Origin of the sequence: Streptomyces sp. NBC_00239, assembly GCF_036194065.1 — a bacterium.
Taxonomy (GTDB): Bacteria; Actinomycetota; Actinomycetes; order Streptomycetales; family Streptomycetaceae; genus Streptomyces.
This window is the reverse complement of the sequence record NZ_CP108099.1, coordinates 21,472-45,543: the sequence shown is the minus strand read 5'-3', so window position 1 is coordinate 45,543 and position 24,072 is coordinate 21,472. Positions and strand designations below refer to the sequence as shown.

At 72.3% G+C, this 24,072-nt stretch carries 31 protein-coding genes; 20 read left to right on the top strand and 11 right to left on the bottom strand.

Translation table 11 applies throughout. From position 1 onward, the window contains the following. Nucleotides 1-9 precede the first annotated feature (9 nt). The 4 genes from OG764_RS41585 to OG764_RS41570 form a co-directional block, all read right to left on the bottom strand. The gene (locus tag OG764_RS41585; protein WP_328974006.1) at nucleotides 10-711 is read right to left on the bottom strand and encodes a hypothetical protein; all 702 of its coding nucleotides are present in this window, start codon (nucleotides 709-711) and stop codon (nucleotides 10-12) included. Then, on the bottom strand, nucleotides 712-3,048 hold the full coding sequence (locus OG764_RS41580; RefSeq protein WP_328974005.1) for a type IV secretory system conjugative DNA transfer family protein: 2,337 nt from the start codon (nucleotides 3,046-3,048) through the stop codon (nucleotides 712-714). It abuts the gene before it with no gap. Nucleotides 3,049-3,372: 324 nt separating this feature from the next. After that, on the bottom strand, nucleotides 3,373-4,983 hold the full coding sequence (locus tag OG764_RS41575; protein ID WP_328974004.1) for a DUF2637 domain-containing protein: 1,611 nt from the start codon (nucleotides 4,981-4,983) through the stop codon (nucleotides 3,373-3,375). A gap of 14 nt (nucleotides 4,984-4,997) precedes the next feature. Then, nucleotides 4,998-5,183 carry a hypothetical protein gene (locus OG764_RS41570; protein WP_328974003.1) on the bottom strand — a complete coding sequence of 62 codons (186 nt, stop codon included), beginning with the start codon at nucleotides 5,181-5,183 and terminating at the stop codon, nucleotides 4,998-5,000. Nucleotides 5,184-5,481: 298 nt separating this feature from the next. On the opposite strand from OG764_RS41570, the gene OG764_RS41565 reads away from it, so the two are divergent. From OG764_RS41565 to OG764_RS41495, 15 genes are all read left to right on the top strand, one after another. Next, nucleotides 5,482-5,811 carry a hypothetical protein gene (locus tag OG764_RS41565; protein WP_328974002.1) on the top strand — a complete coding sequence of 110 codons (330 nt, stop codon included), beginning with the start codon at nucleotides 5,482-5,484 and terminating at the stop codon, nucleotides 5,809-5,811. A gap of 5 nt (nucleotides 5,812-5,816) precedes the next feature. After that, a complete protein-coding gene (locus OG764_RS41560) occupies nucleotides 5,817-5,960 on the top strand; it encodes a hypothetical protein (protein WP_328974001.1) in 144 nt (47 codons plus the stop codon). A gap of 96 nt (nucleotides 5,961-6,056) precedes the next feature. Continuing rightward, nucleotides 6,057-6,344 (top strand): hypothetical protein, encoded by a 288-nt coding sequence (locus OG764_RS41555; protein ID WP_328974000.1) that lies wholly within the window; start codon nucleotides 6,057-6,059, stop codon nucleotides 6,342-6,344. Further along, nucleotides 6,341-6,625, top strand: coding sequence for a hypothetical protein (locus tag OG764_RS41550; protein WP_328973999.1), 285 nt, complete (start codon nucleotides 6,341-6,343; stop codon nucleotides 6,623-6,625). Before OG764_RS41555 ends, OG764_RS41550 begins: the two co-directional genes overlap by 4 nt. Further along, entirely contained in the window at nucleotides 6,622-7,065 is a 444-nt protein-coding gene (locus OG764_RS41545) for an ASCH domain-containing protein (RefSeq protein ID WP_328973998.1), read from the top strand. Before OG764_RS41550 ends, OG764_RS41545 begins: the two co-directional genes overlap by 4 nt. Beyond that, nucleotides 7,062-8,258 carry a DNA cytosine methyltransferase gene (locus OG764_RS41540; protein WP_328973997.1) on the top strand — a complete coding sequence of 399 codons (1,197 nt, stop codon included), beginning with the start codon at nucleotides 7,062-7,064 and terminating at the stop codon, nucleotides 8,256-8,258. The genes OG764_RS41545 and OG764_RS41540 overlap by 4 nt, the downstream gene beginning before the upstream one ends. After that, nucleotides 8,255-8,677 carry a DUF4326 domain-containing protein gene (locus OG764_RS41535; RefSeq protein WP_328973996.1) on the top strand — a complete coding sequence of 141 codons (423 nt, stop codon included), beginning with the start codon at nucleotides 8,255-8,257 and terminating at the stop codon, nucleotides 8,675-8,677. Before OG764_RS41540 ends, OG764_RS41535 begins: the two co-directional genes overlap by 4 nt. Continuing rightward, on the top strand, nucleotides 8,674-9,228 hold the full coding sequence (locus OG764_RS41530; RefSeq protein ID WP_328973995.1) for a DUF1643 domain-containing protein: 555 nt from the start codon (nucleotides 8,674-8,676) through the stop codon (nucleotides 9,226-9,228). Before OG764_RS41535 ends, OG764_RS41530 begins: the two co-directional genes overlap by 4 nt. Next, complete coding sequence (locus OG764_RS41525; RefSeq protein ID WP_328973994.1) at nucleotides 9,225-10,313, top strand: DnaB-like helicase N-terminal domain-containing protein; 1,089 nt, start codon at nucleotides 9,225-9,227, stop codon at nucleotides 10,311-10,313. The genes OG764_RS41530 and OG764_RS41525 overlap by 4 nt, the downstream gene beginning before the upstream one ends. 4 nt (nucleotides 10,314-10,317) lie before the next feature. Further along, on the top strand, nucleotides 10,318-11,079 hold the full coding sequence (locus OG764_RS41520) for a hypothetical protein (protein WP_328973993.1): 762 nt from the start codon (nucleotides 10,318-10,320) through the stop codon (nucleotides 11,077-11,079). Then, nucleotides 11,076-11,474 (top strand): hypothetical protein, encoded by a 399-nt coding sequence (locus tag OG764_RS41515; protein WP_328973992.1) that lies wholly within the window; start codon nucleotides 11,076-11,078, stop codon nucleotides 11,472-11,474. Before OG764_RS41520 ends, OG764_RS41515 begins: the two co-directional genes overlap by 4 nt. A 30-nt stretch (nucleotides 11,475-11,504) precedes the next feature. Next, nucleotides 11,505-11,882: a hypothetical protein gene (locus OG764_RS41510; protein ID WP_328973991.1), complete on the top strand. Its 378-nt coding sequence runs from the start codon at nucleotides 11,505-11,507 to the stop codon at nucleotides 11,880-11,882. After that, on the top strand, nucleotides 11,879-12,397 hold the full coding sequence (locus OG764_RS41505; RefSeq protein ID WP_328973990.1) for a hypothetical protein: 519 nt from the start codon (nucleotides 11,879-11,881) through the stop codon (nucleotides 12,395-12,397). Before OG764_RS41510 ends, OG764_RS41505 begins: the two co-directional genes overlap by 4 nt. 84 nt (nucleotides 12,398-12,481) lie before the next feature. Next, nucleotides 12,482-13,996 carry a hypothetical protein gene (locus tag OG764_RS41500; protein ID WP_328973989.1) on the top strand — a complete coding sequence of 505 codons (1,515 nt, stop codon included), beginning with the start codon at nucleotides 12,482-12,484 and terminating at the stop codon, nucleotides 13,994-13,996. Nucleotides 13,997-14,121: 125 nt separating this feature from the next. Beyond that, nucleotides 14,122-14,325: a hypothetical protein gene (locus OG764_RS41495; RefSeq protein ID WP_328973988.1), complete on the top strand. Its 204-nt coding sequence runs from the start codon at nucleotides 14,122-14,124 to the stop codon at nucleotides 14,323-14,325. A 39-nt stretch (nucleotides 14,326-14,364) separates the two neighbouring features. Here the strand turns inward: OG764_RS41495 and OG764_RS41490 are convergent, their stop codons facing one another. The 6 genes from OG764_RS41490 to OG764_RS41465 all read right to left on the bottom strand — a co-directional run bounded on the left by OG764_RS41490 (nucleotide 14,365) and on the right by OG764_RS41465 (nucleotide 19,492). After that, on the bottom strand, nucleotides 14,365-14,646 hold the full coding sequence (locus OG764_RS41490; protein ID WP_328973987.1) for a hypothetical protein: 282 nt from the start codon (nucleotides 14,644-14,646) through the stop codon (nucleotides 14,365-14,367). After that, on the bottom strand, nucleotides 14,646-16,118 hold the full coding sequence (locus OG764_RS41485; RefSeq protein ID WP_328973986.1) for a 3'-5' exonuclease: 1,473 nt from the start codon (nucleotides 16,116-16,118) through the stop codon (nucleotides 14,646-14,648). The genes OG764_RS41490 and OG764_RS41485 overlap by 1 nt, the downstream gene beginning before the upstream one ends. Nucleotides 16,119-16,270: 152 nt before the next feature. Further along, on the bottom strand, nucleotides 16,271-16,951 hold the full coding sequence (locus OG764_RS41480; protein ID WP_328973985.1) for a hypothetical protein: 681 nt from the start codon (nucleotides 16,949-16,951) through the stop codon (nucleotides 16,271-16,273). A gap of 93 nt (nucleotides 16,952-17,044) precedes the next feature. After that, nucleotides 17,045-17,962: a hypothetical protein gene (locus tag OG764_RS41475; protein ID WP_328973984.1), complete on the bottom strand. Its 918-nt coding sequence runs from the start codon at nucleotides 17,960-17,962 to the stop codon at nucleotides 17,045-17,047. A gap of 100 nt (nucleotides 17,963-18,062) precedes the next feature. Beyond that, nucleotides 18,063-18,302: a hypothetical protein gene (locus OG764_RS41470; protein ID WP_328973983.1), complete on the bottom strand. Its 240-nt coding sequence runs from the start codon at nucleotides 18,300-18,302 to the stop codon at nucleotides 18,063-18,065. A 71-nt stretch (nucleotides 18,303-18,373) separates the two neighbouring features. Beyond that, nucleotides 18,374-19,492, bottom strand: a complete 1,119-nt coding sequence (locus OG764_RS41465; protein ID WP_328974038.1) for a tyrosine-type recombinase/integrase — start codon at nucleotides 19,490-19,492, stop codon at nucleotides 18,374-18,376. A gap of 117 nt (nucleotides 19,493-19,609) precedes the next feature. On the opposite strand from OG764_RS41465, the gene OG764_RS41460 reads away from it, so the two are divergent. The 5 genes from OG764_RS41460 (at nucleotide 19,610) to OG764_RS41440 (ending at nucleotide 23,590) form a co-directional block, all read left to right on the top strand. Next, nucleotides 19,610-20,920, top strand: a complete 1,311-nt coding sequence (locus tag OG764_RS41460) for a hypothetical protein (protein ID WP_328974037.1) — start codon at nucleotides 19,610-19,612, stop codon at nucleotides 20,918-20,920. Beyond that, entirely contained in the window at nucleotides 20,920-21,513 is a 594-nt protein-coding gene (locus tag OG764_RS41455) for a hypothetical protein (protein WP_328974036.1), read from the top strand. Before OG764_RS41460 ends, OG764_RS41455 begins: the two co-directional genes overlap by 1 nt. A gap of 21 nt (nucleotides 21,514-21,534) precedes the next feature. Continuing rightward, nucleotides 21,535-22,455 carry a RapZ C-terminal domain-containing protein gene (locus tag OG764_RS41450; RefSeq protein ID WP_328974035.1) on the top strand — a complete coding sequence of 307 codons (921 nt, stop codon included), beginning with the start codon at nucleotides 21,535-21,537 and terminating at the stop codon, nucleotides 22,453-22,455. 109 nt (nucleotides 22,456-22,564) lie between these two features. Then, nucleotides 22,565-22,987 (top strand): NUDIX hydrolase, encoded by a 423-nt coding sequence (locus OG764_RS41445; RefSeq protein WP_328974034.1) that lies wholly within the window; start codon nucleotides 22,565-22,567, stop codon nucleotides 22,985-22,987. Between the two features lie 132 nt (nucleotides 22,988-23,119). Next, nucleotides 23,120-23,590: a hypothetical protein gene (locus tag OG764_RS41440; protein ID WP_328974033.1), complete on the top strand. Its 471-nt coding sequence runs from the start codon at nucleotides 23,120-23,122 to the stop codon at nucleotides 23,588-23,590. 66 nt (nucleotides 23,591-23,656) lie between these two features. Here the strand turns inward: OG764_RS41440 and OG764_RS41435 are convergent, their stop codons facing one another. Beyond that, nucleotides 23,657-23,947, bottom strand: coding sequence for a hypothetical protein (locus tag OG764_RS41435; protein ID WP_328974032.1), 291 nt, complete (start codon nucleotides 23,945-23,947; stop codon nucleotides 23,657-23,659). Nucleotides 23,948-24,072 lie beyond the last annotated feature (125 nt).

The window sequence follows — 24,072 nt, the reverse complement described above, 5'->3', positions numbered from 1 at the left end:
CCGCCTTGCTCAGTCGGCTTCCTTGTCCGGCTCCCGGCGCTTGGCGATGTTGCGCTCCACGTACTCGAAGAAGCCCGGGTCCGTGAAGTCCTCGATGGTGAACGCCGGCGGCGCCGGGTGCGGGTTGTCCGGCGTGGGCTGGACCGGCACCGGCACCGGGTGCTTCGGCTTCTTGAGGTCGTCCCGGGGAAGGCCGCAGTCCTTCAACTCCTCCTTGAGGAGGGTCTCGACCTGCGGCCAGAAACGGAACTCCCACTCCAGGGCCCGGGTCGGCGGCACCTTCGTGGTCTCGTACGACCACTCGTGCGCCCCGCGCAGCGCGGTCAGGACGATGCGCACGCGGGTGTGGCGGTACCAGCAGGGCTTCCACACGTCCTGGGCGTAGATGGGCCACAGGATGTTGTGGCACCACTTCGTCAGCCAGTCCCACAGCTCCCGGGCCTGGTCCTGGTCGATGTCGTCGGTCCAGTTCGGGGAGACCCCGGGCCAGTCCGGTTCGGGCTCCGGCTCCGGTTCGGCCTGGAGCGCCGCGAACGCCTCAGTGATCGCGGCGAGCTGCTCCTTGTGCTCACCGACCTTGTAGGCCAGCCCCTCCAGCAGCTCCTTGAGCTTCTGGTTCTCCAGGTCCGAGAGGCGCTTGCGGGCATCGGAGACGTTGCCCGTCAGCGTCAGCAGCATGTCGCCGACGCTGACCTTCATGTCGTCAGCCACTTAGAACCCCGTCTCGTCGTCGTCGCCCCAGCTGTCGTCCGCCACCGGGGCGTCGTCGGTGCCGGTCTTGCGCAGCGGCACCGCCGCCGGCACGGTCTCGGCGGGCTGCTCCTGCGGCTGCTGCTGCGGCGGCACCTGCTCCAGGTGCCGGGTCGGCGCGAAGTCCGGCTGGTCGGGGAAGACCGGCGGGTGCGTGGGCATCGGGGGCACCGGCGGGACGACCTCGCCGCGCACGACCTGCAGGTGGTCGCGCGGGCCGGGCATCGAGCCGGACGCCCAGCCGCTGGCCGCCGGGTCCGCCGTCCACGGGCTGGGGTCACCCGTCGGAGCCCACGGGCTGGCAGGCTCCGGCGGGGCCCACAGGTCCGCCGGGTCCTCGACGAACGGCGCGGCCACGGGCGGGGCGTAGGCGGGCACCGTGGCGTCCTTGCGCTTGCGCGCCTTCATCGCCGTCTTGGCGTCCCGCTTCTCCTGCTTGACCACGGCCTTGAAGTCCTTGCGGTCCCACACCGCCTGGTAGCGGACGACGACCGGCCCGCCGATGTTGCGGCGCAGGACCAGGATCTCGCCCGGCTCCAGGTTCATGATGTCCGCCGGGGTCATGGTGTCGACCTCGACCCAGGTGTACGAGGAGGACTGGCGCATGGTGCCGTCCGGGCCCGGGGAGTTCGAGTGCGACTCCCTCTTCTCCTTGTGCCGGCCGCACAGCTCCGAGATGCCCTTGAGGTCTTCTTCGTCGGACATGCCGCCGAGGATGAGCTTGACCATGTTGGTCCAGATCGTCTTCGCCGCTTCCCGGCCGTAGCGCTCCCGGATCTGCGAGCGCGATTGGAACACGGCGTGGATGGCGATGCCCAGGCCGCGGCTGTCCGAGGTCCACTTCTCCAGCGGCACGGAGCAGATCAGCGCCGCTTCGTCGAGGATCAGCGACCAGGGCGCGTCCAGGCGTCCGCCAGGCTGCAGCGGGGCCATGTCCCGGGCCTCTTCGTAGATCTCACCTGTGAGGCAGCTGAACAGCGGTCCGATGCCGCCCCGGCCGGTGTCACGGCCGAGCAGGTACAGGGTGTCCTGCGACCGCAGGTAGCCGCGGATGTCGAAGAGCCCGCTGCCCTTGTGCGCGTCCTGGATGACCCGCTGGACCTGCGGGGTGTCGAGGAACATGAAGGTCTTGGACAGCGTCCCGAAGACGTTCTCACCGGTGGTCGGCTTGCCCTCGACCTTCTGCACCTGGAGCAGGTCGTCCTTCCAGCCGCTCGGGGCGACCGGCCGCGAGGGGTTGTAGGGGTCGGGGTGCTCGTACTTCTCCAGGATCTTGATGGCTTCGTGGTTGCGGAAGCTCTTGGACCAGCGGGCCACGTCCATGAGGGTCAAGCCCTCCGCGTCGGCCGCCCACAGGAACGCCTTGAGCACCGAGTAGCTGGCCGTCTCCCAGAAGCTGCGGTTCTCGACACCACGCGTGGCGTCGGAGCCGTCGAGCAGGTAGTTGGCGCGGCGCATGGCCCGGTCGACGCCGTGCTCCGGGTCGGAGCAGCCCATCACCGGGTCCCAGGCCACGTTCGAGGCCCGGCCGCCGATGTCCTGCGGGTTCCAGATCAGGATGCGGCCGACCCGGGCGCGCAGCCGCTCCGTGTGGTCGACGATGTCCGGCTTCACCGAGGTCGCCAGGACCGCGCCGGGTGCGTCGATGATCCAGTTGGCCAGCTTCGCGGTCTTGCCCGAGCCGGGCGGGGCGACCATCACGGAGCTGTCCTCGATCGCCATGTACAGGTGCAGGCCCGTCTTACGGTCCTTGCCCAGGTAGGTGCCGACCGCGTTGGTGTCCACCTTCCGCGCGGGCACCTTGGCCAGGCTGGGCCGCAGCACGTGGCGCTTCTTGACCAGCTGGCGGGGGCCGAGCGCCTTGCGCAGCGTGCCCTTGGGGGCGAACCCGTCGGTCTCGCGGGTGAAGTCGAACTCACCCTTGAACTTCATGTATCCGGCGCCGACCAGGCCGACCCCCAGGGCCGTCACCAGCAGCGGCTGCGCCTCGAACAGCGTGCCACCGGCATCGACGATGCCCCCGAAGATGGTCCCGAGCATCCCGCTGGGGTCGGTGTCCTGCGTCGTCGTCTCGGCCGCGAGCAGGGTGGCCGGCACGGACAGGGCCGTCAGCCTCACCGTGGGCCGGTGGAAGACCGGGCGCGGGGTGAACAGCACGTTCTTGAGCACGTCGCCCTCGATGGGCTTCCAGGTCTCTTCCGGCTTCCCGGCCGCCGAAACGTCGGTGTCCGGGACCTGGTTGACGACGTGCTGGTCGGTCGAGTCGATCAGGACGCTGGCCTTACTGTTGTCGTTCACGAAGGTCCTTTCCTTCGGGGTCCCGGTGGTGCTGCAGCCGCCAAGCTCTTCACGCACCACCGGGGCCACTCCTGTCTGTATATGTCCCTGCACTGACATGTGCCGCATGGTTATCGCCGATCGTTACGGACCTACTGCGCACCGCTGCGCAGCCTCCCGCCGGGCGGGATGACGTGCGCAGACTGCCCGCCAGACCGGACACTGTCTGGTGTCCGTGCCCGGTGGACGGGCCCGCGCCGATCACCCCGCCCCGAGGGGTGGTGGTCGCCGTACCGATCACTTTGGAACGGTTGGCCTGTGGATACTTTCCGCTGACTCCGGAGGTCACTGGCCACCCTCCGAGCCCTGCTCCTGACGGGGCGAGGGAACCTCCGTGAGGTCCTTCTCGTACTCCGCCAGCAGCTCTTCGCTGATGTGGGTGCGCCGCACCGTGTCGAGCTTGAGCGCGTTGCCGCTGGCCTCGACGATCGCCGCCGCCAGCGGACGCCCGCGCAGCGCCCGGGTCTCCGCCGGAAGGCTGCGGTAGGTCTCCGCGACCAGGTCCCGCGTCGCGTTGCCCCAGGTGCGCACCGGCTGTGCGCCACCGTCCTCGACCAGGTCCTCGACCTTGGCCTGCACCCGCGCCGGCGCGGTGCTGCGAGCCGGAGCGGCAGCAGCAACGGGCTCCGGCTGCTGCGGAATCTCGTACACCGGCTCGACGGCCACCGGCTCCGGCTCGACGACCCGCTCCGGCTCGACGGCCGCGGGCTGCGGCTCGACGAAGGGCTCCGGCTGCTCGACAGGCGCGGGCTGCGGCTGCGCGTACGGGCCGTACCCGCCGCTGTAGGCCGCCTCCGGGACCGACGCCTCGACCTGCTGGTCGTAGGAGGCCACCGGGTCGCCGTAGCGGTGCGCGGGGCCGTAGGGCTCCGGCTGCTGGGCGCCGTACGGGGCGAAGTCCTCGCGCTGGTCGTAGGCGGGGCCCTGCTGCTGCCAGGAGTCGTCCGGCACGGGCTCGAACTCCGGCTCCTCGAACTCCGGCTCCTCGACGGGCTCGAACTCCGGCTCCTCGACCTGCTGCTGCGGGGCGTCCACCGCCGGCCGCTCCTGCTCCGGCTCGACCTGCGGCAGCTGCTCCGTGCCCGCTTCCGGCTGCGTGCCCTTCTCCAGCTCCGGCCGCTGCTGGGGCTGGAAGAGCGCAGGGACCTCGCGGCCAGTGGCGATGAGCACCGCGGGCACCGTCTCCGACAGCGGCTTGCCGTAGCGGGCCAGCCGCAGCGGCATCAGCAGCTCGACGGGGGCGCCGCCCTTCTTTCCGGGCTTGGCCGCCTTCCGCCAGTTCTTCCCGAACTCCGACTCCAGCCAGGTCTGGTACACGTACCGGTCCTGCTCCAGCTTGATGACCTGCTCATAGCTGCGCAGCTCCCAGAGCTTCATGCGCCGCCACAGCAGGAACGTCGGGCCGGGCGAGAGCAGCCAACGGCTCAGGCGCACGCCCTCCATGTGCTTGTCGGCCGTGATGTCGGCGACCCGGCCCACCGCGTGGCGGGCCGCCTCGACCGAGACGACGAACAAGATCGGGATGACGGCGTGCATACCGACGCCGAGCGGGTCGGGCCAGGCCGCCGCACCGTTGAACGCGATGGTGGCCGCCGTCAGCAGCCACGCCGTCTGGCGCAGCAGCGGGAAGCGCATCCGCATCCAGGTCAGCAGCAGATCGAGGGCCAGCAGCACCACGATCCCGGCGTCGATGCCGATGGGGAAGACGTAGCTGAAGTCCCCGAAGTCCTTCTTCACCGCGAGGTCGCGCACCGCGGTGTAGGAACCCGCGAAGCCGATGCCCGCGATGATGACGGCGCCCACGACCACCACGCCGATCAGGCGCTTGTGCGTCTTGGTCAGCGTCGGGGGCCTGTTGGCCGCCGAGGTCGTTTCCTCGGTTGTCTCGGGGGTCATTGCTCCTTCTCTCGTCACGCGTTCCGCTTGCTCAGGTACTCGTCGAGGGCCGCGTCGACCAGGTCCTGCAGGCTGACGTCGTGGCCGGCCGCGTAGAGCTTGGCCCTCTTGCGTACGGACACGCGGACGCGGGCGGAGAAGTTGGTGCGCTCCTCCGCCTCGGGCGCCTGCTGGTCCTGGGGTTCGCCCTGCTTCGGCACTGTGGCTCCTGGTGTGGGTCGTTCCAATGTTGCGAGCACCCTATGGCCCTTCGTTGGCTTCGTGGCTTGTGGACTTGTTGGCAACTGTACTGCCAACATCCACGTTTGCCAACATCCCAGAAATCGCGGAATCCAGAATGTTGACAAGCTGGCCGCGAGGGGGGTTAATGGAAATGCGAGAGGGCCGGGCTTGCCGGCCCGGCCCTCTCCGACCGGGGCTTGCCGGCCCCAGCCATCACCGGACAGGCGCTTAGGACCGCCTTCCGGATTGGGACACCCCTGACTTGGAGGGATCTCCGTGAACCAGTCTCTCAGCCTCATCCCCGGCGCCGACATCACCGTCGACGACTTCCCGGCCCTGCGCCTGTCGCCCGAGGGCATCCGCGCCCTGCCGGTCCTCACCGGCCCGCGCCTCGCGGTCGTCGGGCGGATCGGCCCGAAGTGCCGCGACTGCCGCGACTTCGAGAGCGTCGTCACCCACACCGGCATCGTCACCTGCGACAACCCGGTGCACGCCGAGACGAAGCCCCAGCTGCCCATGCGCCCCACCCCGCACGAGCGGGACGGCCGGCAGGACTCCCCGGAGCCCGCCCGCCCGCACCGCCGCGCCGCGCTGCTGGTCGGCTGACCGCCGTGCGTACCGCGCTCGGTACCACCGCCGTCATCCAGGACCCCGCCGCGAGCGAGTCCCTGCGCCGCGCCCAGGAGGCCGCCGCCGACGCCGCACGCGCCGCCGAGGCCCGTGCCGCGATCGAGCGCGCCCGTCAGGGCAGCTGACCGCTCCCTCTACCTCGACCCGGGCGGACGAGCACCCCGCCCCGCCCGGGTCGAGCCGGACTCCCCCGTCTCTTCTCTCCTTCGCCGGAGGCTGCTGTGCGTTCCACCTCGCGCGTCACCACGACGCTCGCCACGTTCCTGTTCGTCTCCCAGGCCCCGGTCGCCGAGTTCGCCACGAACCCGGCCCGGACCCGCGAGCTGGTCCACGAGACCGCCGACCGACTCGGCCCGAACGGCGCCGCCGACGCGGTCGCCGAGTTCGCCTACGAGTACGGCGAGCACCCCGAGACCGCCGCCGCCCACATGCGTGCCTGCCTGCTCGCCGTCGAGTCCGCCGACTTCCGCACCTTCGTCCCCGCCGCGCGAGTGGCGGTGTCCCGATGAAGGCCACCGAGAACTTCACCGCCGAGCGGATCACCGCCCTGGTCGCCATCCTCGCGGGCACGCTGGCCGCCCTGCTCGCCGTCCACGTCGGCACGGGCATCGGCAACACCATCGGCGCCGCGTTCCTCGCCTACGTGGCCACGATCGTGGCCGTCGCCGTCAAGGTGCCGCTGCAGCTGGTCAAGGTCGTCACCGCGAGCGGCCGGGGCACGATCATCGCGGTCGTCATCACGGCCATCGTGCTCATCGGCATCGCCAAGGCGTTCCGGGGTCTCGCATGATCCGCGCGCTGACCGTCCGCCAGCCCTGGGCCAGCGCCATCGCCCACGCCGACAAGCGGATCGAGAACCGCACCTGGACGACCTCGCACCGGGGAGCCGTCCTCATCCACAGCGCGGCGAAGCCCGACCAGCACGCCAACCAGTACGCGCCCATGACCGCCATCGTGCGCGGGCTGCAGCTCGACATGGGCGCGGTCATCGCCGTGGCCCGGATCGTCGACTGCCACCCGGACGACGGCGAGTGCGCCCCGTGGGCCATGCCCGGCCACTTCCACTGGCAGCTCGACCAGGTCACCGCCCTGCCGCTGCCCGTGCCCGCCACCGGCGCGCTGCAGCTGTGGACGCCGCCGGAGCAGGTGCTGGAGACCGTGCGCCTGCAGCTGGACGACGCCACGGCCGCCGCCCTCGCCACCGACGCCGAGTGGGAGGGCGCGCGATGAACACGGCCAACCACCTGTTCACCGGGGGCGGGGGCGACCTCGACGGCTTCCGCGCCGCCGGGTTCCGCGCGCGCTCCGCGTTCAACCACGCCCCGCCGGCCGTCGCCACCGTCCGGCTCAACTTCCCCGGCGTGCGCGCCGAGTGCGAGAACGTCCACACGCTCGACATGCGACGCCTGCCCTACGCCCGGGTCCTGGTCGGCTCCCCGATCTGCAAGGAGGCCGCGCCGGCGGGCGGGAACAGCGCCCCGCAGGTGGCCACCCTGGACGACGCGGTCGACGAGGCCGACGACATCGTCGAGCAGGACGACCTCAAGGCCCGGCCCGCGAGCTGGTCGCAGACCCGGGCCACCGCGTGGGACCTGGTCCGCGCCGACGAGTGCGGCCAGTACGACGTCATCGCCGGGGAGAACGTCCCCGGGTTCGCCACCCGCTGGAACCTGTTCGACGACTGGCTGCGGATCTGGGACAAGCTGGGCAAGTTCCCGACGCTGGTGTCCTTCGACGCCGCGCACCTGGACGGCGAGGACTTCACCGCGGCGCCGCAGCACCGTCACCGCATCGCGTTCGTCCTCGCCCGCAAGGGACTGCCCCGCCCGGACCTGCGGCCCCGTCCCCGGGCCGTGTGCGAGCACTGCGGCGACGTCCGGGCGATGCAGCAGTGGGCCCGCCCGCGGATGCGGAAGACCGCCACGTACGGCGAGGGCTACCGCTACATCTGCCCGAACCGGCGCTGCGGGCACCGCGAGGTCGTCCCGCTGACCCGGCCGATCGGCGACGTCCTCGACCTGTCCGCGCCCACCCGCCGCTTCGGCGACGGCAAGCCGGGCAAGAAGTTCCGCCCGTACGCCGCCACCACCCGCGCCAAGGTCGAGATGGGGCTGCGCCGCTTCGAGGGCAAGCCCTTCCTGGTCATCCTGCGCAACCACAGCACCGTGCAGAGCCTCGACGAGGCCGCGCCCGCGTTCACCGCCGAGGGCAACCACCACATGTACGTGGAGCCCGCCGGCATGACGCTGGACGACTGCCGGGTGCGGATGTTCACCAACCGGGAGAAGGCGAGGGGCCAAGGCTTCCCCGACTCCCACCAGTTCGCCGGGACGTCCACCGAGGTCAACCGGCAGATCGGCAACGCCTTCCCGCCCCCGTCCGCCCGCTGGCTGGCCGAGCGGGTCCGGGAGGTGCTGGCATGAGCGCCGCCAAGCGGTTCGACCCCGAGATGAACGGCGGGCTGCAGCTGGGCCTCGACCTCTTCGAGGAGGAGCACCAGGAGCAGGCCGCCGCCACCGGGCCCATCACCGTCGTGTGCCTCAAGGGCCGCCGCGACGACCCCGAGATCAAGGACGTCGTCTACGTCGGCCGCCCGATGTACCAGGGCGGATGGCACCTCGCCGGTCACCTGCTCGCCAACCCCTTCAAGGTGGGCAAGCACGGCACCGCCGAGGACGTCGTCGCCAAGTACCGCGTATGGCTCGACCAGCACCGCGACCTGGTCGCCCGCGAGCTCCCCCGGCTCAAGGGCCAGCGGCTGGGCTGCTGGTGCCCCGAGGGCGAGCCGTGCCACGCGCGCGTGCTCGCCGAGCTGGCGGACGCGGCGGAGGTGACGCCGTGACGCTCCCCGAGCAGATCCAGGCATGGGCCACCGACCAGGGCCTGACCCATCAGCAGGGCGACGCCGGCACCGCCGTGTTCAGCCCCGACCTGGTCCACCGCTACGCGCTGACCCGTACCTGGGCACCCGGCCCGCACCGCGTCTACGTCCTGCTCAACCCGTCGATGGCCACCGCCGACCAGGACGACCCCACGGTCCGGCGACTGGTCGGCTTCGCCCAGCGCGACCGTTGCGGCGGGCTGGTGCTGGCCAACCTGTTCGCCGTCCGGTCCACCGACCCGAGCATCCTCACCACCGGGCTGCTCGACACCGTCGGCGCCCACAACGACGAGCTGCTGCGATTGCTCGCCGAGGCCGCCCACGACCTCACCGTCGGCTGGGGAGCGTGGGGCAGGCTCCCGCGCGCCGCCACCGTCGAGAAGGCCCTCACCGCCCACGGCGCCCGGCTGTGGGCCCTGGGCACCACCAAGGCCGGGCACCCGCGCCACCCGCTGTACCTCCCGGCGGTCGCGCCCCTGCACCCGTACGAGCCGGGCGGGGTGGCCCGGTGAAGAAGCTGACGCTCAAGGCTGAGGAGGCACTGCTCGGGGCGATGCTGCACCGCCCCGAGGCGCTGCCCTCGATGCGCTGGATACCGCCGGGAACCTTCTCCCGTCCGGACTACGCCGCCCTGTGGCAGACGCTGCACTCGATCGACTTCTCCAAGGTCGCCCCGAACGACATCCCGGCCGCCGTCACCGCCGCCGTGGCGAAGATCGAGGAGCCGGGCATCCGGCAGACCCTCACCCCCTCCCGCCTGTCCGTCCTCGCCAACGCGAGCGTCTGCCCGAACCCCAAGACCGCCCCGCTGTACGGCGGGATGGTGCTGGAAGCCGCGATCCACCGGGCCGTCGAGCACGCCGGCGAGACGCTGCGGGACACCGCCCGGCAAGCCGAGGTCGACCAGGCGCTCAAGGCACTGCAGCAGGCCGACCGGACCGGGCAGCGCCTCGCCCAGCTGGACGCCGCCTGGAAGACCGCACCGGAGACCGTGCGCAACCTGCTCGACACCACCCCCGAGCAGGAGGTCACCCCGGTGCCCCGCACCGAGCGCGCCCGGGTCGACATCCAGGCCGAGGGCGAGACCGTCGCCTCCCTGCTCTACGAGCCCCGCCAGCTGCGCGAGGTCACCGGCTGGCTGGAGGACCGGGACTTCTCCCACCCGCAGCTGGCCGCCGTCTACCAGGCGATGCGCACGCTCGACGAGCGCCACGCCCCCATCGACCCGCTGACCGTCGCATGGGAGGCCCAGCGCCACCCCGGGCCGCAGCCCAGCGACCAGGTCCTCGCCGAGCTGCAGGAGGCAGGGATGGGCGGCACCGCCGCCTACACCGCCGAGCAGGTCCTGCACACCGCCGCCCTCGACCGCCTCGACGCAGCCGGTCACGACCTGCGCAACTACGCCCGCCACCCGGCCCTGCCGGTCTCCGCCCTGGTCGACCACGCCGGGCAGGCCCTGGAGCCGGTCCAGGCCGACCAGCAGCGCATCCAGCACGCCGAGCGCGAGCCGGAGCTGGCCAGCGACAAGGAGCCCGCCCCACCGGCTCCCGCCCACACCCCCGACGCCCCCACCCACCAGCACGAGATGGAGATGTGACCCCATGAACGAGCCCACCCCCTTCGACCCGGCCACCTACCTGATCAGCCGCGAGCAGCAGATCACCGCCCCGTACCTGCCCAGCGTCGAGCCGCTGCCGCCGGTGAAGTCCGCCGGCCGCGTCCTGTGGGAGCACTTCGGCCGCCTCGCGCCCGGACTGGTCACCACCGCGGCGACCGCGCTGGCGTGGGGCTGGCACGAGCAGCTGCCCGACGGCTCGACCCAGCCCCTGTGGATCAGCGGAGGGCTGGCCGCCCTCGCCGCCGCGGCGGGCACCGTGTCGGCCGCCAAGCAGCACGGCGAGGCGGAGACCACCCGGTTCGCGTTCGCCGCCGGCGGGACCCTCGCCCTGCTGGGCGTGGCCGCCTGGACGCCGGACTCCGCGCTGCGCGCCCTGCTCTGGCTGGTCGGCACCGCAGCGGTCTACGCCGTGTGCGCCCCGCTGTGGCGCGGCGACCGCCGCCTGGAGCGCGAGCAGCGCCACGAGCGCGTCATGGCGGAGACGGAGGCCCGCACCGAGGTGGCCGTCGCCATGATCGAGGGTCAGACCCGCGTCGCCGAGAAGGTGTGGGAGCACCGCACCGAGGTGGCCCGGGTCGAGGCCATCAGCAAGACCGTTGAGGCCCTGGTCGCCGCGAGCGACGCCCGCGAGACCCGCGCCGTCGCCCCCGGCGACGAGCTGAACGTCGCCGCGCTGCTCAAGGCCGCCGGTCACGAGGCCCCGGTCGAGCTGGCCGCCGCCGAGCGTGAAGAGCGGCAGCGGTGAAGCCCACCGCCGCCGTCGGGCGACTGGTCAGGCAGTGGCGCGGCCACACCGTGGAGGTCTCCCCGAAGGGACTGTCCATCGACGGCCGCACGGTCGACCCCGCGCCGCTGACCGAACGCGACGCCGTGAAGCCCGCCGACGACCCGCGCACCCACCCCTCGCTGCAGTTCCTCGACGGCGGCTCCCTGGTCTACCGGGGCCACGTCCAGGCCGAGGTCCACCCCGGCCAGGAGGTGACCGTGCACGGCCCCAAGGGCACGGAGTGGCCGCCCGCACCCGCCCGCGAGCCGGAGACCGCGCCCCAGCCCGAACGGCACCTGCGGCTCGTACGCGACGAGCCCGACGCCGGCCCCGCGCCGCCGGAGGTCGACGACGACCTCGACATCGACTTCTGAGACCCCGCCACCGAGAAGAAGGGACCGACCGTGAGCGACACCCAGACCGAGGACCAGGACGTCCGCGAGCACCAGGAGGAGGTCGCCGGGTTACTCCCGGCCCTCGCCCAGCTCGACCGGACCGCCGCCGAACTGGAGGAGAAGACGGCGTCCGGCCAGGAGGTGACCGCCGCCGACGTCAGCACCTACGAGCAGCAGGCCGCCCACGCCCGGCACCTGGTCGACGCGGCCGGCGCGGACCACCGCGAGGTCGCCGAGGCGGAGAAGGAACACCGCGGCGACGGCGACAAGGGGTTCGCCACCCGGGCCATGGACCACGCCGCCCACCCCCGCAGCTTCGAGCCCACCCCGCCCCCGGCCGACAACGGCCAGGACCGCGACCGCGACGACGAGGAGATCGACCTGTGAACGGCGAGAAGCACAACGGCGAGCAGCACAAGGCCGAGGACCCGTGGGCGCCCGTCACCGTGACCGCCGACCAGCCCGCACAGTATGACCAGCAGCAGGCCGCCCACCAGCGCCAGCTGACGGCCGCCGGATACGGCGAGGAACAGCGCACCCGGTACATCGAGGAGTCGGGCCAGGACCCGGAGTACGCCGCGTGCGTGTGGGACGAGCAGATCGTCGCAGGCGCGGAGGCCGCCGGGATCATCCCGGAGAACCCGAGGCCGTTCTCCCCGGCCGAGGAGGCGACGCACGCGGCCCGCGACGCTGCGATCAGTGAGTTCTGGACGCAGCACCCCGAGTACGACGTGTTCAGCAACTCCCCGGAGGACCAGGCGCTCTTCCGCCAGGCGATGGACCACGGCGACCAGAAGGCCCGGGAGGTCCTGGGCGACGAGGTGGCCGAGCACCTGCTGAGCAGGCCGCAGGAGCCCGCCGAGGAGCCCGCCCGCCAGGACGACGAGGAGATCGACCTGTAACACCCCCGCGGCCCGTCGGCCCGCCCGAAGAACCCCGGTGGAAACTGTCCGCCGGGGTTTTTCGCGTGTGAGTACGGTGCTGATATGCAGATCAACGGGGTGGAGCAGCGAGGACACGTACTTCTCATCGCCGGGGACACGGCCATGCGCCGTCGCACCATCCAGATCGAACCCAGCGCGAACCTTGCCGCCCTGTCGATCGTCCCCGTGCCGGTCCTACTCGGCAGCGACGTCCCCAGCGACACCACGTATCTGGACGGCGTACGCGACCAGAACGCCCTGCTGACCCGGCTGCGCGCCGCCGCCGCAACCCCCGGGCCCCTGCTGGTCTACCTCTCCGGCCGTCTCACCGTCGACCGGCGCGGCCACCAGCTCTACCTCGCGCTGGCCGGCACGACCGCGTCCACCGCCCGGTACACGGCCCTGCCGTGGGAGTGGCTGGGCACCGAGCTGCGCAAGCGCCCGCCGGGCCTGACCACCGTGCTGCTGGACACCGCCGCCGACAAGCGCTCTTGGCCCCTGCTGCAGGAGTACGGCTCCCTGCCCGCCCCCAGCTCCGTCGAGGTGTACGGCACGGTCGCCCCGCCCGGCTTCACCGACCCCGGCAACAGCCAGGTCAGCACCTACACCCGGGCCTGGATCGAGCAGCTGCGCCGCAACCCCCAACGGCCCACCAACGCGCGGCTGCACGCGCTGGCTGTGGGCGCCGCAGCACTGCCGCCCGGCGCGCTCATCGTGCCCACCGCCCACGAGATCGACGCCCAGCAGCCCGCCGCCCGGCCGCCCCAGACCAACGTGCAGCGCATCCTCGCCGGGGACATGGACTTCATCCGCGAGCTGCGCGAGCGCGCCGCTCCGGCCCGGCCCGCGCCCGCCCCTCAGCCCCAGACCCCGGCGGCACCCGCCGCGCCGGCACCGGCTGCGCCGTCGGTCGAGTCGCTGCAGTTCCCGGCGCCGACCAGCCCGGCCCCGGCCCCGCAGGCTTCCCGGCCGCCGTGGCAGCAGCGACAGCACGCCGCGCCGGAGCAGCAGCCGGTCCGGGCCGCTCACCCCGACCCGCAGCCGCCCGTCGCGCCGTACGTACCGGCGCAGGCCCCGGCTCCAGTGCAGGCCCCGGCGCCGGTGCAGCAGCCCGTCGTGCAGCAGCAACAGCAGCCCGTACCGGACCCCCAGGACCCGCGCCCGCACGTCTACGCCCTCGCCCAGCGGGGGGAGTTCAGGGAGGCCGCGCGCCTCGCCCAGGCGTGGGAGACGCACACGCTGCAGACGTACGGCATCGACTCGCCGCAGGCCACGCAGTGGGTGGAGATTCGGGCCGACCTCGCCAAGCTGCAGGGCAACTTCTTGCTGGCGACGCAGCTGTGGATCAGCGCGGGGCGGACTCGTCTCGCGCACCAGTCGCCCGACGCCCCCGAGGTCCTCAGCACCGCCAAGAGCGCCCACTACTGCTGGACGCAGATCAGCGAGCCGCGCCAGGCCCGCGAGTGCGGACCCGAGCTGATCAGCCTGCTGCGCGCCCTGCCCTCGCTCGACCGTCGGCACCTGTCGGTGGCGCAGCAGCGCCTGGAGTTCCTGCACAACGTGCCCAGCGGAAGCTGACCGGCTTGCCGGGTAGCGGGCTGACCTGCACCGCTACCGGTGCTCTTATAGAAATGGGCCCTCGGATGAGGGCCCTTTCTGTTCAACTCGCCCGCTTCGGGGCGTTGTCCGTACGATCAGCGCTCATGAGCACCGCACGCCGGCCGCTGGGCCACGGCCCGCAGCCCCAGGCCCCCGCCGCTCCCGCGCCCGGGGTCGAGGTCACCCGCCGGGTCCGCGCCGCCGAGGCCGACGTCGACAGCACCCCGCTGTACCGGCCGGGCGGGCTGGAGCACCTCGCCCAGCTGCGCGAGAACGGTGTGCTCGGTCCGGTGACGCCGCCCGCGTGAGCTGGGCAGGTTCCTGTTTTCCGACCGGCGATGAGGCGCTCAGCGCGGAAGCCGGCGCCCGCGACCGGCAGGCAGCGCCCGCCGCTGCACCGGCCGGTCCTGCTGCGCCTGGTCGTCGCGCTCGACCATGACCTCGACCTGGTCGGCGACGTCGGCCAGGACCTCGATGTAGATGCGGCAGCCCGTCCCGCGCCGGTTCGGCACCGGGCTGGAGACGTCCCCGACCCGGCACTCCGGCCAGGCCCGCAGCGCCCGCACGACCGCGTCGGCCGTGCGCTGCACGTCATCGGAGTCCGAGCCCATCAGGCGAATCTGCGGCATCAGGCCGCCTCCCCTTCGTCCAGGCCGCCGCCGACGGCCGCCAGCTTCTCGTAGCTGCGCCCCATGACCCGGAGGCAGTCCAGGACCGCACGGCAGTCCCCCGCGGCCCGGTGCCCGCCCTGCAGGGGCTGCCAGCGGTTGTTCCCGTGGTACTCGCTCCAGTCCCCGACCCAGTCGCTGTACGGGATCATCACGTCCTCGACGTCCAGCGCCTCCAACCAGGCCGCCGCCTGCCTGCTCGCCGCGGCGACCGCCTGCTCCCGCAGCCCACCAGGCTCGACGCCGACGCTCACGACCTCCCCGGCAGCGTCCTGCGCCGCACGGTCGAGGTAGTCCAGCGTCAGTTCGTGCCGCAGCACGCCGACGTCGTACCACTTGTTGTAGATCAGCACCCGCTTGCCCTTGAGCAGGTCAGCGAGCCGCGCGACCAGCTCCGAGAACCGGGGCGCCCCCGCGACGTCGGAGTCCGTGATCCCGTGAATGTCCGACGCCCCGGCCGGGATCGGCACGCCCGGGTCGACCAGAGTGTCGAGCAGGACGTCCCCCGCCGAGGACAGCACGGCCAGCTCGACGATCCGAGCGTCGTCGTCCAGGCCGGTCGTCTCCGTGTCGAGGACCACCACGTCCGGGTCGACGAGCGCCTCCGCCGCCCACCGCACCCGAGCCGCAGCCGCCTGCCGCTCCCGTTCCGCCCGCTCCCGCTCCTGCCGTTCGTACCGCTCCTGATACTCGGCACGCTGGCGTTCCTGCTCCTGCTCGTACGCCGTGGCGCACGGCGGACACCGCCGCGACCAGTCCGGCCACCACGACGAATCCGGCACGCCCGTGCGCTCCGGGTTGAGCAGCCAGGCCCGTTCCTTGAGCCAGGCCCGCGCCCGCATCTTGGAGCCCAGCCGCGTGGTGCAGCCGTCGCCGACGCACACGGTCACCTCGACCAGCCACGCCTCGACCCGCTCCCGCTTCGCCTGCAGCTGCTCCTGTCGGCAGGTCTGGCAACGGCGGTGCCCCTTGGGGTAGGGGCGCTCCCGGACCGTGCTGCAGCCCGCGCACGTCCGCGCCAGCAGCCGCAGCCGCTCCTTCTCCGCCCGCTCCCGGCACGCCGAGCACGGCCCGCGCAGGATCACCTTGCGGACCTTGCCGCACTCCGGACAGGTGCGCCGGGCCGCCATCTTGGCCTTGGTCGACGAGGGCAGCGGCTTCATCTTCACCGCCGCCGCCGGGTCGTGGAGCGGCACGTCGCCGTAGTCGCGGGTGCGGATGTACGCCAGCGGAGCCTTCTCCTGATCCTCCGTCGTGTTCAGCCGGTCCGCCGCGAGTTGGGTCTTGGTCCGCAGGTACGGCGGCGCCTGCCCCCAGCTGTAGACGGGGACGCCGGCGATGTGGTCCAGGGGCTTGCCCTTGGCGACCCGGGACGGGTCCGCCTCCGTCCGGCTGGCCGGGATCTCCGCCTCCGTCGCCGTGGTGGTGCTCACTCATACCTCCGAGGGAATCCAGGGAATTGAAACCGTAGCAGCCATAAACCCAATTCGCCGCCTTTCCAAACATTCCCGTTGACGCGAATGCGCGGCCGGAATTGGCCCCTATTTATCGCGCGCGCGAAGCCGGATAGCAGTAAACGACGTCGTTACTTATCCCCGGCGGCGGCCGAGTCGTTCGCGTCCTCTTCCTGGGGGACTGGCCAGTGGTCCTCGACCGCCTCCCGGGCGATCCTGCTCGACGGGTAGAGCTTCTCCGCCAGCCGTTCCCGCTCCTCCCGGGCCGCTTCGCTCAGGTCCCTCGACGGGCCGATCAGGTTCTTCGCCTCCAGTTCCTTGAGCACCGGCTCAGACACTCGCCAGGCCGCCGTGCGGAGTTTCAGCACCAGGTCCTCATCGAGCGTGAACGCCCTTTCCGCCGTGCCCCTTTCGCAGCCGGACAGGCACGCCGGCCACCGTCCCGACAGGGACAGCCGGGTGCGTTCCGTACGGGACAGCGGCAGCCACGGCCCCGCCAGGTCCGGCAGCTGCAGCCGCTCCTGCAGGGCACGTTCCATCAGGACATCCAGGGCAGGCCAGCGGGTAGGCCGCAGGTCCGCGGCTTCCATCCGCGCCTGCCGGCGCATCCGCGCGACGGCCCGCTCCCACTCCACCGAGCCGACCGGCTCCGTCAGCGCCTCCGCCCGCTCTTCCACCAGGTCATTTACGAACGCCGTTTCGGCTTCCCGATGCCGCTTTATCAGCAGCCGGAGACGCCCCGCTTGTTGTACCGACAGATGCAGCGTGATCCTTTTCCTGGCCATGTGAACCAGTAAACGACGTCGTTTCATGCACCACAAGCGCGCCGCCCCTAATAACAAGCCCAGCGGCGGCGTCCGGCTGGAAAACCGCAGCTCAGGGCAACAGCGCCAGCAGAAGAGGGATCAGGCAGGTTCAGCCTTATCGACGGCGACCGGCGGAGTCTCCGCGATGACGGCGCGGCGCAGCTGCTCCAGCTTCGGGGGCAGCAGGCCGGCGAGCCCGTACCGGGTCCGGCCGCGCCGGTAGCTGGTGATCAGCCCGTTCTCCTCCAGCGGCATCCCGGGCGGACGGTTCAGCACAGCTCCCTCGCGGCCGGGGTCGCCGTCGTGGTTGTGCCACAGGGAGACCCACAACCGCGAGGTGCCGTGGGCACGTTGGGCCAGTTCCGCGCGGACCGGCAGCCACCGCCCGAGCGCCGCACGGCTCACCGGGGACAGCTCGAACCACTCGCCCTCGCCCTCCGGGTCGCCGCCCCCGCGCTGCGGACGCCGCTCGACGTACACCGCGGTGTTGCCCGGCGCGAGGTCGTCCAGCCGCAGCTCGACCAGCTCCCCCGACCGTGGCGCCGCGTCGAGCACCAGGGCGAGCACCGCGGTGAGCCGGGTCTGCCCCAGCGGCATGTGGCCCGCGAGGTCCTGGTCGAGCTGACGGCGCAGGGCCGCGAGGTCACCGAAGGCCGGAGTCGGCTGGAGCGGAAGCGCCCCGCCGCCCAGCTCCAGCGCGGGCAGGCCGAGCGCCTCGCGCAGCGCGTCGAGGACCTGCCGGCGCACTTCGTTGGTCGCCTCCGACGTGGGCGGACGCTGGCCGTCGACCAGCCGGGCACGCAGGGCGCCGGATTCAGCGAGGCGGACGTACGGGCCGAGGGCTTCTTCCTCCAGCAGCCGCCGCAGGCTGCGCCGGGCGGGGACGGGCAGAGCGCCGCGCGCCAGGGCCCGCGCCAGTTCGCTGCGGACCATGCCGTGCTGACGCCGCCGGGCCTCGCCGACGACCAGGTCGTCGAGGAGCCGGTCCAGGGCGGTGATCGAGGGGTACTCCGGCACGCGCCGATTGTCGCCTACGCCTGCCGCCGCCGCGCGACCTCCGGGGGTTTCTGGACTTTCTGGACCCCCCTTTATGCGCGCACGCGTACGCGCGAGCGGGTCACCGGTCCCGGCGGGTCAGGACGGCGATCCACCGGACCAGCCCGGTGCGCACGGCCGCGAGCGCGAGCACGCCGAGGGCCATGTCCCAGGCCGATCCGGGATCGAAGCCGTGCCCGCCGCCGACGAGGGTGTCGAGGAGCAGGCCGGCCAGCAGCCAGGCGTACAGCTCCCGCCAGTGCCGCGCCCAGAGGACGGAGCGGATCGAGCGGCGGGGCAGATGGGCGTTCGTCCAGTTCATGGCCGGACCGTCACACCGAAAGCGGACACCCCCTTCCGCCGGAGCGTCGGGGGCGCCGGAAGGACGAAGCGTCAGCTCTCGCTGAGGGCTCCGGCGAGGTCGGCACCGATGCCGTAGCCGGGGCTGTCGTCGAGGAGTTCCTTGCGCCGGTTGTAGCGCTGCGTGGTGCGGGAGTCCTTGTGGTCGGCCCAGCTCTGCACCTTGTCCGGGCGGGCGTCCTTCTTGGCCAGGGCGTGGGTCACAGCGTCGCCCTTGACGCCGTGCGGGCCGCGCAGCGGGAGACCTGCGCGCTTGGCGAGCGCCTGCAGGAGCCGCCACACGGCGGGTTCGTCGAGCTGGCCGCCGCTGGCCGTGCAGAACAGCCACCCCGTCTCCCGGCCGCCGAGGTAGTCCTGCAGCGCGTCCCAGGTGACCGGCGGGATCGGCTTCTTCTTCCGGCCGCCGCCCTTCATCTTCTCCAGGAGCAGCACCCGGTGCCCCTTGTCGTAGCCGAGGTCCTCGACCCGGGCCGCGAGCAGGGAGTCGATGCGCAGGCAGCAGGTGTAGAGCATGAGCAGCAGGGCGTACGCGCGCTTGCGGTACGCGGCGACCCGGTGGTGGTCCCGGGCGGTGACCACCAGGGTGGCCCACTCCTTCTCTGTGTAGCCGGGGGTGGGCGAGTAGTCCGGATCGAGGTACGGGCGCTGTACCGCGTCGAACGGGTTCTTCACCCCGTCGTCGCTGACCTTGTCCAGGTAGGTGAAGAACGAGCTGGCCGCCGACAGGGCGTTCGCCCGGGACGCCTCGCTGTACGGCTCCCCGGTGCGGACCATCTCGCCGCGCCGGCCGCCCTTGACCCGTACCCAGGTGGGCGTCACCTCCAGGTAGAGCCGGAAGGTGTCGGCCAGCGGGAACTTGACCGCCATCGGGTGCGCGCCGTGCTCCCGGGCGAACTCCTCGAACACCCGGAAGCCCCGGGCGTACGACTTCTGCGTGTTCACCGAGCGCTGGTGACCGATCCAGGCCGCGGCGAGGGTGGGCAGCGGGTCGGCCTCGCCGTACAGCGCGACCAGGTGGTCGTACAGCCGCCGGGCGTGCTCCGGCCACAGGTCGCGCGGGTCCCGGGTGCCGGTCGACAGCGCGCCAGCCGCCGGGCGCAGGACCTCGACTTCGTGTGCGATCTCTTCGCCCGTTTGGGTGACCTCTGCCATAGGCACAGGATAACCGTAATTATCCTGTCGGTTCTTTCGCGCCACCCATACGGAGTAATCCCGCCGAATCGTCAGGGTTTCCCTGACACACCGTGCTGTCAGGGCTACCTTTACGACATGGAAGAGACGAACGAACCCACCGAGCGCGAGCGACCCCCGGCCCTCGCGCCGGCCGACGAAGCGATGCTCGCCCGCGCGCAGACCCTGCGCGAGATCACCGACGCCGCCCTGCGCGACGTCGCCCAGCTCTACCCCGCCGACGACCACGGCAGCGTGCTGCGCGACGCCCTGTTCATTCACGGCCTCACCGAGCGGCTGGTCGATCAGGCCGTCGTCGCCGAGCGCGAGCGCGGCGCCAGCTGGACCGACATCGGATACGCCGCCAGCAGCTCCCGGCAGGCCGCCCACGAACGGTGGAACACCACGGTGGGCGCGTGGGTCCTCATGCAGCGCCGGCGTACCGGCATCGGCAACGGCCCGGCCGACGCCGCCACCCACGCCCGCTACCTGGACGGCTGGTACGCCAACCTGACCGACGAGCAAAAGGCAGTCAGCTCCCTGCTGCCCTCTCTCACGGACGAGGCCGCCCGCGCCGAGGGCGACGCACGCCGCGCCGAGGCCCGCCAGCTCCACGACCGGGCCGAGGAACTGCGCAAGGAGATCGACACCGCGTACAACGAGGCGATGGCCGCCACCGGCACGCCCGCCGCCAAGGAGAGGCGGGAAGTCTGGGCCGCCAAGCACCTCGCCCGCGCCGACGTCTACGAGCGCCTCGCCGCCGTCGAGGAACCCGTCGCCCCGGAGCACCGCCGCCGAGCGACCACCGAACGCAGCCTCGCGCAGGACATCGCCCGGGACCGCGCCCCGGAGCGCCTTCCCGCCGAGGACGGCACCCGCGAGCGGGTGTACGCCGCGTACGCCGAGCTGACCGACAAGGAGCGCAGCGGCTCCAAGCGCGCTGTGGCCGCCCTGCTCGCCGAGCGCCTCGACAGCCTCTCCGAGGCCAGCATCCGCAAGCACCTCGACTCCGTCATCGCGGCGTACCGGGAGAAGGAACGGATGGCCTACCTGCTCGACATCGCCGCCTGCTCGGACCCGGCGAAGGCCCTTGAGACCGCGGCCGGCCTGCTCCAGCGCTACGCGCAGCCCACGAACAACGACTACTGGCACAGCCAGAGCTGCAGGCTGCTGTCCGGCTACCTGATGGCCGCCGCACTCAGCGACGCCGACGTGGACACGGTGTACGGCTGGATCACTCACCCGGGCGACCTCCGCCCCGTCGAGCTGCTGCGCGCCGGCCCCTCCCCCGAGTGGGCCACCGACTGCGAGCAGATCCTCACCAGCCCCCCGAGGACCCGCGACAACGTACTCCTCACCATCCAGGCCGCCCTGGACTGGAACCTCCCCCAGGCCAAGGAGAGCCACTGATGACCGAGCCCACCCAGGAACAGCTCACCGAGCAGGCCGAAGCCGACGTCGCCCGGTTCAAGGAGGTGCTGCCCACCTCCCGCGAGATCGGCACGACCGGCGAACTGGCCGCCCTCGCCGCCGCGCTCCCGGCCGACACACCCCTGTTCGTCGAGGAGCACGTCCGCGCCGCCCAGGCCCTGCACCCCGACCCCGTCGAGGTCGTGGTCGCGCACATCGCCGGCGCGATGGTCCGCATCGACCCGGACCGGCCCGACTCCCCCAGCCGAATGCTGCCCGGCCTGGGACTGGCCACCGTCCGCGTCGACCGCACCCAGGACGCCGGCACCGAGTTCGACCGGGGCGACATGGAACCCCTGGACCTGCTCGCCCGCGCCGAACTGCGCCTGGTCACCGACGGGAACATCGAGGGCGGGATCACCGACGTCGCCGACGTCATCACGATCCTCGCCAAGCTGCTGGACGAGGGCGCCGGATTCGTCGACAGCGACCACGACGCCCACGCCACGCTCCAGGTCGAGATGTCCCGGCTGCGCCACGCCGCCGAGCGGCTGCGCAAGGTCGCCCCCATCGCCCAGCAGGCCAGCGAGTAACCCACCCCGAAGGAGAACCGGATGACGTACGAGACCGACCTAGCCGCCGCCAAACGGGCACGACGTGCCTGGACGTGCAGTTGCGGGGCCGACAACCCGCCGACGTACGACGCGTGCCACGACTGCCAGCGTCCGTCCTGGACGTGCGCCAACTGCGGCACGGTCAACGCCACGGTGTGGAGCCACTGCCAGGAGTGCGACGGCGCGATCCCGGCCGAGATCCTCGGAGACCGCGAGGAGGGCTTCGAGATGACCTGGGAGGAGCACACCGCCCTGCAGGTGGGCCCGCGCCGGGTCGGAGGCCGCTACGACCACGGCGACTCCGGCAGCGAGTACGAGGTCCTCGCCATCGACCGCGGCCCCCGCGAGAGCTGGCCGTCGTGGCAGATCACCGTGCGCGGCGCCGACGGGCAGGTCCGCGAGCACTGCACCGGATGGGACTCCCGCCGGGACCGGATCGTCGCCCAGGCGCCGGCCGACGTCACCGTGGTGTCCATCGGCCGCCTGCACGACGAGGACCAGGACCAGGGCGAGTGGGCCGACGTCCTGCAGCGCGCCACCATCGCGCTCGACCTGCGCGAGCACTTCCGGGACCCGCACGCCATCAGCGCCGACCTGCGCCACCTCACCGCCCACGACCAGGTCGTGCGCGACACGGTCATGGACACCCCGGGCGTGCGCGAGGTCCTCGCCGCGACCGCGCTGCAGGTCCAGGGCTACCTCGCCGGACCGAAGACCGCGCCCATCACCGTGGTGACGCAGTGCGCCGGCGGACGTCATCGGGCAGCTACAACGGCCATGGCCCTGCGCGCCGTGGTCGCCGGGGACGTCGAGCAGGCCGCCACGTACGGACTGACCGACGCCGCCAAGGCGTTCACCACCCGGGGCTTGAGCGTGGACCTGGTCCACCGCGACCTCGACAAGGACGTCGTCGACCGCTGACCGTCCGGCAGCACCACCGGGGCCGCAGCCATTCGAGCTGGCTGCGGCCCCTCGCAGAAGGACACGACCCCGCCCGGCACCGGGCGGTCCGACCAGCCAAGGAGCACCAGTGACCGACTCCACCGAGGAGACCCGCTACACCGCCGACGTCGTTGCCGTGACGCCGGACCGGCAGGTCCTGCTGATCGAGCGGGACTGGCCGCCGTACGAGGGCCAGTGGGCCCTGCCCGGAGGCCATTGCGACCCGACGGACGCCAGCAGCCGTGAGGCCGCCGCGCGTGAGCTGGTCGAGGAGACCGGCGTCCGGGTCGACCCCGGGCAGCTGCACGAGGTCGGCCGGTGGGACCAGCCCGGCCGCGACCCTCGCGGACGGTACGTCACCGACGTGTACCTCGCCGAGGTGCCCGCCGGAACCGCCATCGTCGCCGGGGACGACGCCCGCAGCGCCCGCTGGTGGCCGCTCGACAGCCTGCCCGAGCCGTTGGCGTTCGACCACGCCGACATCCTCGCCAAGGCCACCGCCGGCCGCTGACCGACCGGCAGCACCGCACAGGGGCGCCCGCAGCCATTCGAGCTGGCTGCGGGCGCTTTTGCCGACTCTAGTCCGGCCGCTTCCCGGCGCGAAGATGATGGGGCACCGGATCATCGAGCAGAGGAGCCGCCCGTGCCCGCAACCGTCTGGATTCTGAATCCGTCCCACCGGGACGGCCCGTACCAACTGCTGCGGATGGGATGGGTCGCCCGCATCGAGCACGACATCGACGGGCAGGTGGTCGTGCACGACACCAGGGGCGACAAGCACTATCCGGTCCGTGACACCAAGGACGATCAGGCGCCCCCGGACTTCGCGCTGCAGCTGCTCCAGGCCCTCGACCGCGCCCGCCGAGCAGCCGAGGAAGCCGACAGCGACCGCATCGTCGCCGCCCGCCGCAGCGACGACAGTTGGTCGTGGCAGGTGTACGCGCCGGACGACGTCCCGCCGGCGCAGGCTGACCCGCCGCCCCCGCCCTCGAAGAGCACGTTCGTGCCCCCGCCGCCCCCGCCGACGTTCGCGCGCACGGTCATCCCCAACCCCGCGGACATGCCCCTGTGGGCCCCCCAGGAGCAGCCGGAGCCGGACACCACCACCGAGTGATCCCTGCAGCCGTCACGCCGAAGGGCCCCGAGGAGACTCGGGGCCCTTCGCTGTGTCGGTCCGCAGCTACTGGCTGCGGTCCCACCGGATCGGGTACGACACCGTCGGAGTCGGCCGCGGCGCGGGCTTGTCCCAGCCGGGGAAGTGCACGGGGTACACCCCGGTCTGCTGCGGCTGGGGTAACCGCTCCCCCGCCCCGGCGCCGCCGGCAGTCCCGCCGCTGCTGCTGCCGAAGCCGACGACCACCAGGGCGACCACGGCGAAGATGGTCAGCTCCCGCCGGGCGCCCGGGTGCCACCGCGAGTGCGCCCGTACCTTCGTGCCGTCCGCCCGCTCGTACTCCCCTACCTGCACCACGACGTGCTTCCCCTCCCCTGGGCACCGCGCCGCACCGGCGCAACGGACCATGAAAGCAGCCGCCACTGACAACGGGTGACCCTTTGATCACGTTCGGGGATCACACGGGCGGTCCGGCCGGTGCC

Bases quoted from the DNA above. Each gene is read 5' to 3' on its own strand.
- OG764_RS41575 (WP_328974004.1), bottom strand. From the start codon at position 4,983: ATGACCCCCGAGACAACCGAGGAAACGACCTCGGCGGCCAACAGGCCC.
- OG764_RS41550 (WP_328973999.1), top strand. From the start codon at position 6,341: ATGAAGGCCACCGAGAACTTCACCGCCGAGCGGATCACCGCCCTGGTC.
- OG764_RS41545 (WP_328973998.1), top strand. From the start codon at position 6,622: ATGATCCGCGCGCTGACCGTCCGCCAGCCCTGGGCCAGCGCCATCGCC.
- OG764_RS41540 (WP_328973997.1), top strand. From the start codon at position 7,062: ATGAACACGGCCAACCACCTGTTCACCGGGGGCGGGGGCGACCTCGAC.
- OG764_RS41535 (WP_328973996.1), top strand. From the start codon at position 8,255: ATGAGCGCCGCCAAGCGGTTCGACCCCGAGATGAACGGCGGGCTGCAG.
- OG764_RS41520 (WP_328973993.1), top strand. From the start codon at position 10,318: ATGAACGAGCCCACCCCCTTCGACCCGGCCACCTACCTGATCAGCCGC.
- OG764_RS41500 (WP_328973989.1), top strand. From the start codon at position 12,482: ATGCAGATCAACGGGGTGGAGCAGCGAGGACACGTACTTCTCATCGCC.
- OG764_RS41495 (WP_328973988.1), top strand. From the start codon at position 14,122: ATGAGCACCGCACGCCGGCCGCTGGGCCACGGCCCGCAGCCCCAGGCC.
- OG764_RS41490 (WP_328973987.1), bottom strand. From the start codon at position 14,646: ATGCCGCAGATTCGCCTGATGGGCTCGGACTCCGATGACGTGCAGCGC.
- OG764_RS41480 (WP_328973985.1), bottom strand. From the start codon at position 16,951: ATGAAACGACGTCGTTTACTGGTTCACATGGCCAGGAAAAGGATCACG.
- OG764_RS41470 (WP_328973983.1), bottom strand. From the start codon at position 18,302: ATGAACTGGACGAACGCCCATCTGCCCCGCCGCTCGATCCGCTCCGTC.
- OG764_RS41465 (WP_328974038.1), bottom strand. From the start codon at position 19,492: ATGGCAGAGGTCACCCAAACGGGCGAAGAGATCGCACACGAAGTCGAG.
- OG764_RS41460 (WP_328974037.1), top strand. From the start codon at position 19,610: ATGGAAGAGACGAACGAACCCACCGAGCGCGAGCGACCCCCGGCCCTC.
- OG764_RS41455 (WP_328974036.1), top strand. From the start codon at position 20,920: ATGACCGAGCCCACCCAGGAACAGCTCACCGAGCAGGCCGAAGCCGAC.
- OG764_RS41450 (WP_328974035.1), top strand. From the start codon at position 21,535: ATGACGTACGAGACCGACCTAGCCGCCGCCAAACGGGCACGACGTGCC.